Source organism: Sphaerisporangium sp. B11E5 (assembly GCF_039871875.1).
Taxonomy (GTDB): domain Bacteria; phylum Actinomycetota; class Actinomycetes; order Streptosporangiales; family Streptosporangiaceae; genus Sphaerisporangium.
This window is the reverse complement of record NZ_JBDPMD010000039.1, coordinates 74703-90096: the sequence shown is the minus strand read 5'-3', so window position 1 is coordinate 90096 and position 15394 is coordinate 74703. Positions and strand designations below refer to the sequence as shown.

General features: G+C 72.2%; 12 protein-coding genes and 1 pseudogene. 8 read left to right on the top strand and 5 right to left on the bottom strand.

Annotated elements, in window-relative coordinates; all coding sequences use genetic code 11:
* From ABGB17_RS28560 to ABGB17_RS28550, 3 genes and pseudogenes are all read left to right on the top strand, one after another.
* Positions 1–1585: pseudogene (locus ABGB17_RS28560) on the top strand (hypothetical protein); the annotation flags it as partial.
* A 247-nt stretch (positions 1586–1832) separates the two neighbouring features.
* A complete protein-coding gene (locus ABGB17_RS28555) occupies positions 1833–2792 on the top strand; it encodes a LysR family transcriptional regulator (protein WP_347634988.1) in 960 nt (319 codons plus the stop codon).
* An 87-nt stretch (positions 2793–2879) separates the two neighbouring features.
* On the top strand, positions 2880–4373 hold the full coding sequence (locus ABGB17_RS28550) for a S1 family peptidase (RefSeq protein ID WP_347634986.1): 1494 nt from the start codon (positions 2880–2882) through the stop codon (positions 4371–4373).
* Positions 4374–4549: 176 nt separating this feature from the next.
* Here ABGB17_RS28550 and ABGB17_RS28545 read toward each other — a convergent pair whose 3' ends face one another.
* Complete coding sequence (locus ABGB17_RS28545) at positions 4550–5038, bottom strand: hypothetical protein (RefSeq protein WP_347634984.1); 489 nt, start codon at positions 5036–5038, stop codon at positions 4550–4552.
* 383 nt (positions 5039–5421) lie between these two features.
* On the opposite strand from ABGB17_RS28545, the gene ABGB17_RS28540 reads away from it, so the two are divergent.
* Together ABGB17_RS28540 and ABGB17_RS28535 are read left to right on the top strand one after the other, a co-directional pair.
* A complete protein-coding gene (locus ABGB17_RS28540) occupies positions 5422–6576 on the top strand; it encodes a S1 family peptidase (RefSeq protein ID WP_347634982.1) in 1155 nt (384 codons plus the stop codon).
* Positions 6577–6716: 140 nt separating this feature from the next.
* Positions 6717–7499 carry a Clp protease N-terminal domain-containing protein gene (locus ABGB17_RS28535; protein ID WP_347634980.1) on the top strand — a complete coding sequence of 261 codons (783 nt, stop codon included), beginning with the start codon at positions 6717–6719 and terminating at the stop codon, positions 7497–7499.
* On the opposite strand, the gene ABGB17_RS28530 is transcribed toward ABGB17_RS28535, so the two are convergent.
* The gene (locus ABGB17_RS28530; protein ID WP_347634978.1) at positions 7500–9698 is read right to left on the bottom strand and encodes an acyl-CoA dehydrogenase; all 2199 of its coding nucleotides are present in this window, start codon (positions 9696–9698) and stop codon (positions 7500–7502) included.
* A 140-nt stretch (positions 9699–9838) separates the two neighbouring features.
* A complete protein-coding gene (locus tag ABGB17_RS28525) occupies positions 9839–11191 on the bottom strand; it encodes a hypothetical protein (RefSeq protein WP_347634976.1) in 1353 nt (450 codons plus the stop codon).
* Positions 11192–11478: 287 nt separating this feature from the next.
* On the opposite strand from ABGB17_RS28525, the gene ABGB17_RS28520 reads away from it, so the two are divergent.
* Positions 11479–12582, top strand: a complete 1104-nt coding sequence (locus ABGB17_RS28520) for a trypsin-like peptidase domain-containing protein (protein WP_347634974.1) — start codon at positions 11479–11481, stop codon at positions 12580–12582.
* Between the two features lie 36 nt (positions 12583–12618).
* Here ABGB17_RS28520 and ABGB17_RS28515 read toward each other — a convergent pair whose 3' ends face one another.
* Positions 12619–13272, bottom strand: coding sequence for a TetR family transcriptional regulator (locus ABGB17_RS28515; protein WP_347634972.1), 654 nt, complete (start codon positions 13270–13272; stop codon positions 12619–12621).
* A 107-nt stretch (positions 13273–13379) separates the two neighbouring features.
* Positions 13380–14639, bottom strand: a complete 1260-nt coding sequence (locus tag ABGB17_RS28510; RefSeq protein WP_347634970.1) for a D-arabinono-1,4-lactone oxidase — start codon at positions 14637–14639, stop codon at positions 13380–13382.
* A 128-nt stretch (positions 14640–14767) separates the two neighbouring features.
* On the opposite strand from ABGB17_RS28510, the gene ABGB17_RS28505 reads away from it, so the two are divergent.
* Positions 14768–14968, top strand: a complete 201-nt coding sequence (locus ABGB17_RS28505; protein ID WP_347634968.1) for an Arc family DNA-binding protein — start codon at positions 14768–14770, stop codon at positions 14966–14968.
* Positions 14965–15351, top strand: coding sequence for a Fic family protein (locus ABGB17_RS28500; RefSeq protein WP_347634967.1), 387 nt, complete (start codon positions 14965–14967; stop codon positions 15349–15351). Before ABGB17_RS28505 ends, ABGB17_RS28500 begins: the two co-directional genes overlap by 4 nt.
* Positions 15352–15394 lie beyond the last annotated feature (43 nt).

Genomic DNA, 15394 nt, shown 5'->3' with positions numbered 1-15394 from the left:
GCGGGTGGTGACGGGGGTCGTGCTTGCGGGGTTCGCTGCGGCGGGGGTGGCCGTGTCGCGGATGGTGCGGGTTCTCGTGGGGGGGCGGCTCGCGGGGGGGGTGCCGTTGGCGGTGTTCCTGTTCACGCCCATGACGCTGGCGGCGCTGAGCTGGTGGGCGGCGGCGTTGAACACGGTGCCGGTGATGATCGCGTTGCCGATGGCGGTGGCGGCGCACGTGCTCTACCTGCGCAGTGGGCGGAGGGCGCATCTCTGGGGGGCGGCGGGGTGGGTGCTGTTCGGGATGCTGTTCTTCGTCAAGGCGGCGGTCATTCCGGTGGTGTTGTTCGTGGTCACAGCCGGATATTTCACGAAACGGCGGGGGTGGGGGGTGGTGTGGGCGACGGTCCGTGAGTACCGGGCGGCCTGGGCCGTCCACGGGGGGCTGCTCGCGGGGTACGCCGTTGTCTATCTGGTCCAGTCGCGCACCTCCGCCGGCGGGCCGCGGCTGCCCCAGGGGCAGGAGGTGCTCACCTTCGCGTGGCTGCTGGTCACCAAGACGTTCACGACGGCGGCGGTCGGCGGGCCGGGCGAGTGGTTGCCGACCACCACGCGCAACGCCGCGCTCGCCGTTCCCTCCGACGCGCTGCTGATCGCGGCGGGTGCGGTGTTCCTGCTGCTCGTCACGGTGAGCCTGCTGGTGCGGCGCCGGGCGGCGTGGAGCTGGGGGCTGCTCGTGGGGTACCTGCTGCTGGCGGGGGTGCTGCCGGTCGCGCTCGGGCGGCTCGGCGGCTGGTACGTCGAGCTGGCCGGGGCGGAGACCCGGTACGTCGCGGACGCGGCGCCGGTGCTGGCGTTGTGCCTGACACTGGCCTTCCTCCCGCTGGTGGGTGAGCGGGACGCCTACCGCCGCCGGTTCGCCCGGCCGGACGGCGAGCGGCTGCGGGCCGGGTGGTCGCGGTGGGCACGCGGCTTCACCGCCGCCGGGGTGGCCGGGTTCGCCGTGGCGGCGGCGTGGTCGTCGGCGGGGCTGGCCAGGGTGGTGGACACCACGCCGGGGCGGGTCTTCCTCGCGGGGGCCGAGAAGTCGCTGAAGGAGGCGTCGCCGGACGTGGACGTCTTCGACCGGGAGCTCCCCCGCCACCTGGTGCAGCCGCTGTTCAAGGAGTACGCCCGCGCCTCCCGGGCGCTCGCGCCGTACGCCCGGCCGGTGCACCGGGCCACCATGCGCGACGAGCCGCCGTCCGCCGCGCCCCTCATCCTCGACGACCGTGGGCGGCTGCGCCCCCTGCGTGTCTGGGGGAAGACCTACCGGCTGCCGGAGGGCTGCTGGCCCACCCGGGAGGACGGCGCCACGGTCCCGGTGGAGGACCCGACCGGCAGGGACGACCGCTACATCGTGCGGCTGGAGTACATCAGCGGCGCCGCCCAGCCGGTGACGGTATGGCTGGGGTCCGGGAACACGGGCGTGACGCTGGAGCCGGGCCTGCACGCCGTCACGTTCGCGCTGACCGGCCACGGCGACATGATCCGCGTCGTCGGCGGCCGCGGCGCCCCGTCCTTCCAGATCTGCGCGGTGGCCCTGGGCTTCGGGGTGGCGGGCTGAGCCGCCGGCGACCAGAACGGCCCCGCCGCACACCGCGACACACCTCCGCCACAGGCCTTCGGCCCGCTCACTCCGCGCCCCGCCGCGAGTGAGATGAAAACCGGCGGGAAACCGCCAGGAATTTCGGCTGGAGTAAGTAGGCGTTTACCGAGATCAGCGCTGTTTTCAGCATGATCCGACGAATTGTAGTCAAATTTCGTGACAAAACATCATTGCAGCCATACCATCGCGGCCGTACCTTCCCGGTATGGATCTGGAGCTCCGACACCTCAAGATCGTGCGCGCGGTCGCCGAGGCCGGGAGCGTCACCAAGGCCGCCACCCAGTTAGGGCTGGCTCAGCCGTCACTAACCGCGCAGCTCAAGCGGATCGAGCGCACCCTCGGGGGCGCGTTGTTCGAGCGTGACCGCAACGGCGCCCGCCCGACCCCGCTCGGGGAGCTCGTGCTGACCCGGGCGCGCGTCCTGTTGCCCGCCGTGCGCGAACTTCAGGAAGAAGCGGTGCGCTTCGCCAACACCTACACCGGCATCCCCGGCGTCAGGATCGGCGCCACCCACGGTCCCATCCTCGGCGGGCTCGTGGACCGCCTCACCGCCGCCCACCCGTCCGCACCGGTCAGCACCCGCACCTCGTGGTCGTCCAAGGAACTCACCACGCTGGTCGGCGCCGGACGGCTGGACTTCGCCCTGATCGGCACCTGCGGGGAGAGCCCCCCGCCGTCCATGGAAGCGATGACGTGGACGGTCGTCGGCACCGACCCGGTGTTCGTCCTGCTCTCGGAGAGCCACCCGCTGGCCGGGGAGAAGGAGCTGGACCTCGCCGCGCTCGCCGACGAGGGCTGGGCACTGGCCCCCGGGGACGGCTGCTTCACCGACTGTTTCGCGGGCGCGTGCGCCCGGTCGGGCTTCGTGCCGAAGAACGTGTACGAGTCGGACGTCGCCACGTGCCTCCACCTGGTCCAGGTGGGCAAGGCCGCCGCGCTCTGCCAGGCGACCTTCCAGCTCACCGCGGGCCTGGTGATGATGCCGCTGACCGGCGCCCCGCTCCAGTGGCGGCACCTGCTCGGCTGGCACGTGGACTCGTTCGCCGGCCGCGCGGCCCCCGCCGTCGCCGAGCACGCCAGGGCCGCGCACAGGCACGCCGTCGAGCGCAGCACCCGATATCTGGAATGGCTGGGGAGAAACCCCCATTTTGGGGCGGTTCCATAATTCAGCGATAGGGATCAATCGATAGTGCGGCGACCAGCGGGAGCGCCGTTACGGTGGCGGCACCCCCCAATCTCCGAAGGAGAGTCAATGCTCGACAGACGCACGGTTACCGCCGGTTGCGCCTTGGCGATCAGTGCCCTCACCCTGCTCGCCGCTCCCGCCATCGCCATCGCCGACCGCGAACCGTCCACCGGTGCCGGGTCGGCGGCGCTGCGGCCGCCCACGGACATGGTGTCGGCCATGCAGCGCGATCTCGGCATCACCAAGGAGCAGGCCGAGTCGCGCCTGCTGAACGAGGCCCGGCTCACCGATGTCGAGGTCGGCCTGCGCAAGAAGGTCAGCGACAGCTACGCGGGCTCGTGGCTCAGCGGGCCCACGTCGGCCACCCTGACCATCGCCACCTCCGACGCGGCCGCCGCCGCCTCCATCACCGGCGTGGGCGTCAAGGCCCAGGTCGTCAGGAACAGCCTGGCCACGCTGAACGCCGCCAAGGACACGCTGGACAAGGCCGCCGCCACGGCGCCCGCGTCCACCCCGGTGTGGTACGTCGACGTGCGCACCAACAGTGTCGTCGTGTTGTCCTCCTCGCCCGCCGAGGCCGAGGGCTTCATCGCCGCCAGCGGCGTGGACAAGAACCTGGTGCGGGTCGAGAAGTCCGCCGAGAAGCCGCAGGCGTACTACGACCTGCGCGGCGGCGACGCGTACTACATCAACGGCACGTCCCGCTGCTCCATCGGCTTCTCCGTCACGCGCGGCACCACGCCCGGCTTCGTGACCGCCGGCCACTGCGGCAACGTGGGCGCCTCCACGACCGGCTTCAACCAGGTGTCCCAGGGCACCTTCCAGGGCTCGTCCTTCCCGACCAACGACTACGCGTGGGTCGCGGTGAACAGCAACTGGACGCCGCAGCCGTGGGTCGCGGGCAGCAGCGGCAACGTCGCCGTGAGCGGGTCCACCGTGGCCGTCGAGGGCTCCTCGATCTGCCGTTCCGGCTCCACCACCGGCTGGCGCTGCGGCACCGTGCTGCAGCGCAACACCAGCGTCACCTACGCCCAGGGCACGGTGTACGAGGTGACCAGGACCAACGCCTGTGCCCAGCCCGGCGACTCCGGCGGCTCGTTCATCTCGGGCAACCAGGCCCAGGGCATGACCTCCGGCGGCTCCGGCAACTGCACGACCGGCGGCACGACGTACTTCCAGCCGGTCAACGAGCCGCTGTCGGTGTACGGCCTGACGCTGACCACCACCACCAGCACCCCGCCGCCCACCGGGTGCAGCGGCTACCAGCAGACCCGCTCGGGCAGCCTGACCAGCGGCGCCAGCGTCTACCAGCCGGACAACTCGTCCTACACCACGACCGCCTCGGGCACCCACCGCGGCTGCCTCGACGGCCCGAACGGCGTCGACTTCGACCTCTACCTCCAGAAGTGGAGTGGATCGAGCTGGGTGACCGTCGCCCAGGGCATCACGTCGGCCCCCGATGAGGCGATCACCTACTCGGGCACCGCGGGCCAGTACCGCTACCGTGTGCACGCCTACAGCGGCTCCGGCGCCTACACCATGGCCTACAGCGCGCCGTAGGCCCCAAGGACCCCCGGGCGCAGCCGGGGAAACCGCGCCGGCGCCGCCGTCCCGCGGGGCCGGCGGGCGCCGTGCGCGGTCCACAGCCCGGTACTCAGCCCGCCGGGGTGACCCGGAACACCACGTGACGCGGGCCGTCGGTGACACGGGCGGCACCAGTGACCACAGCCCGGTACTCAGCCCGCCGGGGTGACCCGGAACACCACGTGACGCGGGCCGTCGGTGACGCGGGCAGCGCCGGTGAGGCCGGTGTAACGGCCGGTGCCGCCGGTGACGGTGGAGACGCCCGTCACGGGCCGGGCGCCCGCCACGGGCTCCAGGCCGAGCAGGGTGATCTGGCCGTGCTTGGTGCGCAGGACGCGGGTGCACTGCGCGAGTGCGCCGCGCGGGGAGACCTGGACGGCGGAGCAGCGCACGCCGGCGTCGCCGGTACGCCGCCTTTTCGCGTCGAAGAGCGACAGATAACTCACCCATGAATCGCCCACTTTGAGGGGGGATGGCTGGGTACTGGTGAGTTTTCCGGCGTAAAAAATTATCGGCGCGGGCTTGCGGTCCGGCTTGGCGGCGGGCGCGGACGCCGCGGGTGAGGCGGGAGCGGACGCCGAGGCCGCGGCCGGCGGGACGGCGACCGCGGCGACGGAGAACGCCATGACCAGCGCGGTCACGGCATGGCGGCACCGGGGCGAATACCCTGACATTTGTGCTCCAACTCGGGAGGGGACACGAAGGATGCCGCTTTTCGTGAAGCGACGGCTTGACATTTTGGCCGTGATATCCGAGCTCAGGCAACGCCCATATTCACGGCATAATTCGTCTTCTCCCTGCAAATCACCATAAAAAATCTGGTGCTTTTCCGGGGCACTCCTGCGGCGCCCCCGGGTCACGCTCCAGCGCCCCGCCGCCTGGAGTCCTGACCACCAAACGATCACATGTCAGGCACATCAGTGAACGGGGGGCATAACACGGCGATAGGGGCGAAACGATAGTCCGCCATGGCCGTGGACCCGGGTTACGGTGACGGCAACTCCCCCCTACACAAGGAGAGCCGATGCTCCGCAGACGCACGGTCACCGCCGGATGCGCTCTTGCAATCAGCGCCCTCACCATGATGGCCGCCCCCGCCCTCGCGGACCGGGCACCCTCGGCCGCGTCAGGCACCACCGCCGCTCCCGCGCCCACCATGATCGACGCGATGAGCCGCGACCTCGGGATCACCAAGGAGCAGGCCGAGTCCCGGCTGCTCAACGAGGCCAGGGCCACCGGCCTCGAGGCCTCCTTCCGCGAGAAGCTCGGCGGCAGCTACGCCGGCTCCTGGCTGAGCGGTCCCACCTCGGCCACCCTGACCGTCGCCACCTCCGACGCGGCCGCCGCCGCGTCGATCACCGGCGTGGGCGTCAAGGCGCAGGTCGTCAAGAACAGCCTGGCCTCCCTGAACGCGGCCAAGGACGCGCTGGACAAGGCCGCGGCGAGCGCCCCGGCCTCGGCTCCGTCGTGGTACATCGACGTGACGACCAACAGCGTCGTCGTGCTCTCCTCCGCGCCCGCCGAGGCGGCGGGCTTCATCGCGGCCAGCGGCGCCGACACGGCCCTCATCCGCGTCGAGCAGTCGGCCGAGGCCCCGCAGACGTTCTACGACCTGCGCGGCGGCGACGCGTACTACATCAACAACTCGGCGCGCTGCTCCGTCGGCTTCTCCGTGCGCCGCGGCAGCACCCCCGGCTTCGTGACCGCCGGCCACTGCGGCCGCGCCGGCGCCAGCACCACCGGCTACAACCGCGTCGCCCAGGGCACCTTCCAGGGCTCCTCGTTCCCGGGCAACGACTACGCGTGGGTCGCGGTGAACAGCAACTGGACGCCGCAGCCGTGGGTGCGGGGCTCCAGCGGCAACGTGATCGTGCGCGGCTCCACCCAGGCGGGCGTCGGCTCCTCGATCTGCCGGTCCGGCTCCACCACCGGCTGGCGCTGCGGCACCGTGCAGCAGCTCAACGCCACCGTCCGATACTCGCAGGGCACCGTGAGCGGCCTCACCCGCACCAACGCCTGCGCCGAGCCCGGCGACTCGGGCGGCCCGTTCATCTCGGGTCAGCAGGCCCAGGGCATGACCTCCGGCGGTTCGGGCAACTGCAGCAGCGGCGGCACGACCTACTTCCAGCCGGTCAACGAGGCCCTGTCCGCTTACGGCCTGACACTCGTGACCGGCTAGCCCGGTCGCGTCCCGGCACCACCCTCTCCGGCGCCGCCGTCCCCCGGGACGGCGGCGCTTTCGTTGTGCTGGACAGCTAACCCCAATGGGGGTATACATGGGTTATAACCCCTTAGTAACCCCATAGGGAGCACACTGAGATGCCCAAGATCAACGTGTATCTGCCCGACGAACTGGCCGAGGCGGTCAAGGAGGCGGGCGTCCCGGTGTCCGCGGTGTGCCAGCGCGCGCTGGAGCAGGCGGTGCGGCGCATCACCGCCATCCGCGTGACGGCGTTCGGGGACCTCGACAGCGAGGACCCCACCGGGCGGCTGACGCAGTTCACCGGGCGCGCCAAGACGGTGCTGAAGCTCGCCGTGGAGCAGGCCCGCGCCGCCGGGGCCCCCTCGGTGGGCACCGAGCACCTGCTCGGGGCCCTGATCGCCGAGGGTGGCAACCTCGCCCTGCACGTCCTGCGCGCCATCGACATCGACCCCGGCCGCCTCGCGGAGGCCCTCGCGGAGGACTCCGCGCTCTCGGAGGACGCCGACCGGCCGGAGAGCACCGGCCGCGCGGCCACCGCCAGCCCGGGAGGCGGCGAGCCCGCCCGGCACTTCAGCGCCCCGGCCGCCGCCGCGCTGGAGCTGGCCGTCAGCGAGGCCACCGGCCTCGGGCACAACTACGTCGGGTGCGAGCACCTGCTCCTCGGGCTGGTCGCCGACCCCGACGGCGCGGCCGGCCAGACGCTGCGGAGTCTCGGCGCCGACCCCAGGCTCACCCGCCGCGCCGTCTCCGCCGCCCTCGCCGGCTACGTGCACCTGCGCACCCAGACCGCCGCCACCGCCGTCCCGCCCGCCGAGGCGCTCACCGCGGCCGTGCGCGCGGAGCTCCAGCCGCTGGTCGCGCGGATCGAACGGCTGGAGTCCCGCCTCGGGGGCGAGTGACTACTTGCCGGGCTCCGGGTCGCGCGGCAGGCCGAGCAGGCGCTCGGCGATGATGTTGAGCTGGACCTCGGTGGTGCCGCCGTAGATGGTCATGGCGCGGGTGGCGAGCACGGCACGGTTCCAGTAGCCGGGGTCGCCGAGCTTCATGTCGGCGGCCGTCGTGGCGGCGGCACCCACCAGGCTCACGGCGCACTCGGCCACGTGCTGGGCGTGGGACGTCGACAGCAGCTTGCGCACCGAGGCGTCCGCGCCCGGCTCGGCCCCGGCGAGCTGCTTGAGGGTGACGCGCAGGCTCAGGGCGTTGATGGAGTGCCCCTCGCAGACCACGGCGGCCAGCTCCAGGCGTTCGGCCGGGGTGAGGTCGCGGTTCAGGCGGGAGGCGAGACCGAGCAGGTCGGGCACCGAGGAGCCCGTGCCTCCGGAGCCGGAGGAGAGCGACACCCGCTCGTTGGACAGCGTGTTGCGTGCCACCCGCCAGCCCTCGTCGACCTCGCCGACCACCAGGTCGTCGGGCACGAACACGTCGTCCATGAAGACCTCGTTGAAGAGGTTCTCACCGGTCATCTCGGTGAGCGGGCGCACGGTGACGCCGGGGGCCTTCATGTCCACGATGAAGTACGTGATGCCGTCGTGCTTGGGCTTGGTGGTGTCGGTGCGGGCGATGCAGATGCCCCACTCGGCGACGTGCGCCACGGACGTCCAGATCTTCTGGCCGTTCAGCCGCCAGCCGCCCTCGACGCGCTCGGCCTTCATCTGCAGCGAGGCGAGGTCGGAGCCCGCGCCGGGCTCGCTGAAGAGCTGGCACCAGATCATCTCACCGGCCAGCGTGGGCGGCAGGAAGCGCTCCTGCTGCGCGGGTGTGCCGTAGGCGACGATGGACGGCACCACCCACGCGCCGATGATCATCTGCGGCAGCCGCACCTTGGCGGCGCGCAGCTCCTGGTGGATGAGCACCTGCTCCAGCGGGGAGGCGTTCCTGCCCCACGGCCGCGGCAGGTGGGGCAGGACGAAGCCCTCCCCCGCCAGGGCGCGCTTCTGCTCCTTGCCCTCCAGGGCGGCGAGGCGCGCGATCTCGGCGCGGATGCCGGCCCGCATGGCCTCCGCGTCCTCGGGCAGGTCGATCTCCATCTCGCGGGTGACGCCGGTCAGGGCGTAGCCGGCCACCCGGTCCGCCCACCCGGCGGACGCGCCGAGCAGGGCGCGCAGGGTGAGCGCGCGGCGGTAGTACAGGTGGGCGTCGTGCTCGAAGGTGTAACCGATGCCGCCGAAGATCTGGATGGCGTCCTTGGCGCACGAGACGGCGGCGTCCGGCGCCATCACGCCCGCGACGGCGGCGGCGTAGCCGAACTCCTCGCCGGTGGCGCGGGTGGCGTCCCATACGGTGGCCCTGGCCTGCTCGAGCGCGACGAGCATGCGCGACGCCTTGTGCTTGACGCCCTGGAACTGCCCGATCGGCCGGCCGAACTGCACCCGCACCCGGGCGTAGTCGGCGGCGGCCCGCACGCACCACGCGGCGACCCCGGCCGCCTCGGCGCCGAGCAGCACGGCGGCGATGTCGCGCACCATCGGGCCGCTGAGGCCGTCGAGCACCCGATCGGAGGGCACGGCGACCGCTTCCGCCGTCACGGTGGCGACGCCACGCGTGAGGTCGAGGCTCCTGACCGGGGTGACCGTCACGGCGTCCGCGGGCAACACGACCCATTCCGTGCCGTGGCCGGTGTCCACCGGCAGCACCAGCACGTCGGCGAGGGCCGCGCCGAGCACGGACTCGACGGTGCCGCCGACCGTGAGGGCGCCGTCGCCGTCCCGCGTGCCGGTGAGCGCGCCGCTGAGCGCCACCGCGCCGGTCAGCGTGCCGTCGGCGAGACCCGGCAGCAGCTCGGCCCGCGCCTTGGCGTCGGCCGCGTGCACGACCGCGGAGGCCAGCACGGTGGGCAGGTACGGCCCCGGCGCCACCCGCTCGCCGAGCGCCTCGACGGCCACCGCCGTCTCGAGCAGCCCGAACCCGCTGCCGCCGTACTCCTCGGGAAGGTGGAGCCCGAGCAGGCCCTGCTCCGCCAGGCCGCCCCAGAACGGGGGCCGCTCCTCGGTGTCCGCGCCGACGGCCGAGCGGACCACCTCGGCGGGGACGTTGCGTTCCGCCCATCCGGTGACGGACTCACGGAGCGCCTCGTGCTCCTCGCTCAACCCGATCGCCATGACATCCTCCGTGCGGTTCGTACCGTTCCGGTAGCCAGAACCATATTCTAGAAGATGCTTCCATGGCGAACACCGTGCTTTCCCAGGGAAATTACCGGCCACACCGCGTGCGCGGGCCGGGACGGCCGGTATCGGACGGCTCAGATCGGCCGGACGGTCCAGAAGAGCATGTTGAGGTCGCGGTACAGCGCGGCCCGGGTGTCCGGCACGGTGGCGAAGAGCATGGCGGGCTTCGCGCGGCCGGTGGCGATGACCATGACGTAGGTCTGCGAGGTGTGCTTCTTGCCGTTCACCCGGTAGGTCAGCTTGTAGCCGAGCATCCAGCCGACGCCGTACCGGGCGCGCTGCGAGGCCGTCCAGGTGAACGTGGCGCCCGCGGGCTGGTGACGCAGGGTCCACTTGGCGGCGCGGCCGGCCAGGGCCCGGAAGTCGGAGTACACCTGGGGCTGCTCGCCGAGGCTCCCGGGCAGCGGGGCGGAGGCGATCAGGGTCTGCGGGCGGGCCGCGGAACCGACCTTCTGGGCGGCGGAGAAGGGGGCGCGGGTGGTCCTGGCCCAGGGGCCGGCGTACTGGGCGTAGCTGAGACCGGCCTTGCGGTCCAGGACGTAGGAGGCGATCGGGGTGCCGGGGCCGTCGAACACGGTCATGGCCTTGGCGGCGGGCACCGGGGGGACGGCGATGGGGGACGGCGACGGCTTGGCGGAGGCGCCGGGCGAGGGCACGCCGCCGCCCTGGGCGGGGCTGACCCGCATGGGGTCCTCGGGGCGGTCACCGGAGAACAGGGCGAAGATGATGACGACGATGACACCGGTGACGACGGCCGCGCACACGCCGTACACCACCCTGATGGGAACGTCCCCGACCTTCTGGATGGCCGCCGCGAGGGGGCCGCTCCTGCGGGGCGGCCCCGCGGGGCGGGCCGGAGGGGCGTCGCCCATGGGCTCGGGCCAGCCGGGCATCTCGCCGGCGCGGACCCGCGTGATGCTTTCCCGAGGTGGGACCGCGCCCGGCGAGGCGTACGGGCGGCGGCGGAGGAACCCCGCGGGGGCGGTGGCGTCGTCGGCCGGCACGGGGGCGCGGTCCGGCGCGCCCTGGGAAGGGAACGCTCCAGCCGGACGCCTCACGTTCGCGGTCGTGTCGGAATCGGCGGTCTCCGCACCCGCCCCGCCGGCCGCGTCGCCCGCCGTCTCCGCCGGGGCCGCGCCGCGGGCCGCCTTGAGGGCGTTGATCACGTCGGCCGCGTCACCCGAGCCGCCGATGCGTGCCTTCAGCTCCTTGCCCACGTCCACCGTGTCGCCGGTGTCGGGGGCGTCGCCGGTGCCGACGGCCCGGGTGGGCCGCTCGCCGGTGTCGTCGTCGGGGTCGGCGCCCGGGAGGACGCGGACCGAGTCGGCCGCCCAGATGCGGACGGCGTCGATCTGCGCCGTCTCGGCGTCGGCCTCGGCGCGTGAGGTGGCGGCGGGGGTGCCCGCGAGCGCCTCGTCCAGGTTCACCCGGGGCAGTGGACTCGTGGGTGCGTCATACGAGGGAACGTACGTGGGAGGGCGCCCCGATCCAGGGCGGCTGGGGGAGTCTCCGGTGCCGTCCGCCATGTCGGCAGACTACGTCACAACTCGTGATCGTTTCGGCCCGGCGCCCCGCCCTCGGAGCCTTCGGCGGACGTTTTCCCAGGTAGTGGATGAAAAGCCGTGCCCAACAAAAATAGCCCGGATGCACATAGATCCACCGATGTTACACAGCGTATCTTCGCAGTCCCCCGGGCATCACACTTTCCATGGACATGGCACCACAGAACCGACTCACCAGACACGCCGGACGGCGACGTACCGCCGCCGCGCTGGCCGGGTTTCTGGTGGCCGTGACCGGCGGATGTGGCCTCGTCGCGATCCCCGCCTCCACCAGCACGGCCACGACGCCCGCCCCGAGTGTCACCGCCCCTCCCCCGGCGGCGCAACTGCTCCCCCAGGAACAGGCGTACATGCGGGTCATCGCCAAGGTGCTGCCGTCCATCGTGCAGATCAACACCGCCCGGGGGCTCGGCTCCGGCGTGGTGTACGACACCCGGGGCCACATCCTGACCAATGCCCACGTCGTCGGGCAGTCCAAGAGCTTCAAGGTCACGCTGCCCTCCGGCGGCGTGCCGCGGGAGGCGCGGCTCGTCGCGTCGTACCCCCTCGGCGACCTCGCGGTGATCCGGGTCACCGACACCGACGGCCTCACCCCCGCGACGTTCGGCGACTCGACCCGGCTCCGGGTGGGGCAGATCGTGCTCGCCATGGGCAACCCGCTCGGGTTGTCCGGCAGCGTGACCGAGGGCATCATCTCCGCGCTCGGCCGCACGGTGACCGAGCCGCAGGGCGAGGGGTCGCCGGGCGCGACCATCACCAGCGCCATCCAGACGTCGGCCGCCATCAACCCGGGCAACAGCGGCGGCGCGCTCACCGACATGGCCGGGCAGGTCATCGGCGTGCCCACCCTGGCGGCGATCGTGCCCGAGCTGGAGGGGGCCGCGCCCGGCATCGGCTTCGCGATCCCGAGCAGCACGGCCAAGGACATCGCCGACCAGATCATCCGGTACGGCAAGGTGGTCGACACCCGCCGGGCGGCGCTCGGCGTGCGGGTGAACACCGTCATCGGCGCCGACGGCCAGCCCGTAGGCGTGGGTGTCGCGCTGGTCGAGCCCGGCGGCGGCGCCGCCAAGGCGGGCATCCGCCCCGGCGACGTCATCCTCAAGGTGAACGGCCGTCCCACCCCCACCGCCGCGGCCCTGTCGGAGGTGCTCGCCACCCTCAAGCCCGGCACCCGCGCCCAGGTGCACCTCATGCGCCTCGGCGGCGCCACCCGCACGGTCATCGTCACCCTCGGCACACTCCCGAGCCGCTGACGGCGGCACGGCGTACCCCGCCGGCGTCCCGGCGGGTCAGGCGCCGGTCATCTCCTTCTCGCCGGGCGGGGTCAGCAGCGCGAGCAGTTGCTCGCGGCACACCCGGCGGTACTCGGGCGAGTTCGGGTCCACGCCGAGGATCGCCGCCACGAACTGCGGCATCGCGATCGGCGCGAAGGTCAGCACGTGCGCCAGCAGCAACACGAACTCCGGCGTCACCTGCCCGGTGACCTCACCCGCCGCCTGCCGTTCCCGCATCACCTCGACCGCCCGCAGCATGGCCGCCCGCCGCTCCCCGTCGGTCTCGGCGCCCTCCCCCGGGTCGTCCCCGAGCGCACGCCACACCACGAGCCGCGCCCAGTCGGGCCGGTCCAGCGTGGCGTCCATGTACGCCGCCAGCGACTCGCCGAACGGCGCCTCCTCGGGCACCAGCGTGCTCTCCAGCTCACGCCACCGCGCCCGCAGTTCGTCCAGCAGGCCGCGCTTGCCTCCGAAGTAGTAGGAGATGAGCTGCTGGTTGACCCCGGCCCGCGCCGCGATGCCCGCCGTGCGCGCCCCCGAGTAGCCCTTGGCCCCGAACTCCTCCACCGCGGCCTGCAGGATGCGCTCCCGGGTCCTCTCGGCCGCCCGCCCCCGGCCGTCCACGACCGCGGCGCGGCGCGGCCCGCCACGTCCCCGTTCCATGTTCATGGCTGAGGACCGTAGTCGATCAAGCGGTTGGGCGACCAGCCTCAATCATGTGATTGGTTGAACACGCTCGGGCACCGCGGCACCCCGCCGTGCGGGGTACTGCGGGGTCAGCCCCGGGGGAAGTGGCGCCGGATGAAGGCGTTGGCGAACTTGCCGGACGGGTCGTAGTGCCGCATGAGCCGGTCGAAGTCGTCCCAGTGGGCGTACCGGGTGCGCAGGGTCTCGGCGGGGGTGGTGAACACCTTGCCCCAGTGGGGGCGCGCGTCGTACGGGGACAGGGTCTCGTCGATGAGGGAGACGACAGGGAGCACCGCTTCGGTGTCCTTGACCCAGGTGAAGTGCACACCCACGGTGTCGCGGCCCTGGCTCGGGCTGAGCCAGAGGTCGTCGGCCGTCATGGTGCGGATCTCGGAGATCTGGAGCACCGGGGCGATCCGGTCCTGGACGGCGTGCAGGGCCCGCAGCGCCTCCATGACCCGCGCCCGGGGCAGCAGGAACTCGGTCTGCAGTTCCTCACCGGCGCTCGGCGTGAAGTCCGGCCGGAAGTGCGGCAGCCGCTCGTGCCACGGCCCGGGGACCCCGAGCTGCCGCGTGCAGTGCTCCGCCGACACCCCCGGGATGGGGTGCCGCGGCCCGGCGGCGGGTGTGGCCCCGAACATGCCGTCCTCTGGCACCTCCGGATCGCCGTCCCGCCGCTTCACCCAGATCTGGTCGACGGTGTCCCCCCGCCACGCCGTGAACAGGCTCACGCTGTACGCGCTGGACATGATGGCGTCGAAGTGATCGCCGAGCGCCTCGAACGGCAGCCCCTCGAACACATGCTGCCGCACCTCGAACGCCGCCCCCGCCTCCAGCGTCAGCGACGTCACCACCCCGAGCGCCCCGAGCCCCACCACGGCCCCGAGGAACGTGTCCCCGTCCCCCCGCCCGAGCGTGACGACGTCCCCGTCCGCCGTCACCATCTCCAGCTCGACGACGGCCGTGGCGAGATTCCCGTTGCGATCCCCCGAGCCGTGCGTCCCCGTCGCCACCGACCCCGCCACCGAGATGTGCGGCAACGACGCCAGGTTGTGCAACGACAACCCCTTGTCGTCGAGCCGCCGCGCCACCTCCGCGTACCGCATCCCGGCGGACACCTTCACCACCCCCGCCGAGGAGTCCACCTCCACCACCTCCGGCAACCCGGCCACCGACACCATCACCCCGTCGGTGTCCGCCACATCATTGAACGAGTGCCCACTCCCCAGCGCCCGCACCGAGGAGCCCCCCGCCACCACCCGCGCCAACTCCCCCACGGACCCCGGCCGCACCGTCTCCGCGGCCGAGAACAACAGATTCCCGGCCCAGTTCGTCAATCTCCCGGCCACCAGCAGTCCTTTCCACGCCTCCGACCCACTGCGAACACCATAAACACCCAAAACCGACACCATACGCCGGGGTACAGCGCCAACTGCGGTACCAGTAAGGGATACCACTCAGCGGTACCGTCGGTTTCATGGAACTTCGACTGCGCCTTCCCGATGAGGTCCACCGCCGTCTGCGCAACGTCGCGGACGAGGACGGCAACAGCCTGAACACCGAGATCGTGATCGCCATCGAGGAGCACCTGGCACGACGGCAGACCTCCGCCGTCCGCGCCATCGCCCGCAAAGTCGCCGAACGGGACGCCGAGTTGCTGGAGCGGCTTTCCCGGTGACCATATATCTCACCACGACCGATGTGCTGGCGATCGCCGATGAGATCCTTCCCTCGGTCCGCCTGCGTGACGGAGGCCAGTTGCACGCGGCCGTCCTGCGCCCTCAGACCACGGTGTACGGAGAGGATGCCTACCCCGACCTGTGGACCAAGGCCGCTTCTCTCCTGCAGAGCTTGATCATCGGTCATCCGTTGATCGACGGCAACGAGCGGCTCGGCTGGACCTGCGCCGTCGTCTTCCTGGAACTGAACGGTGAGACTCTGCCCGGCACCGACACCGACGCGGCCGAAGCTGTGGTGATCGCGGTCACCACCGGCGACCTCGACGACGTTCACGAGATCGCGAAGAGGCTCGTCGAACTCGGTGAAAGCCGGCGATCCTGATCCACCAGGGCTGGTCAGCCGTTGGGAGTTTGGCTAGCATAAC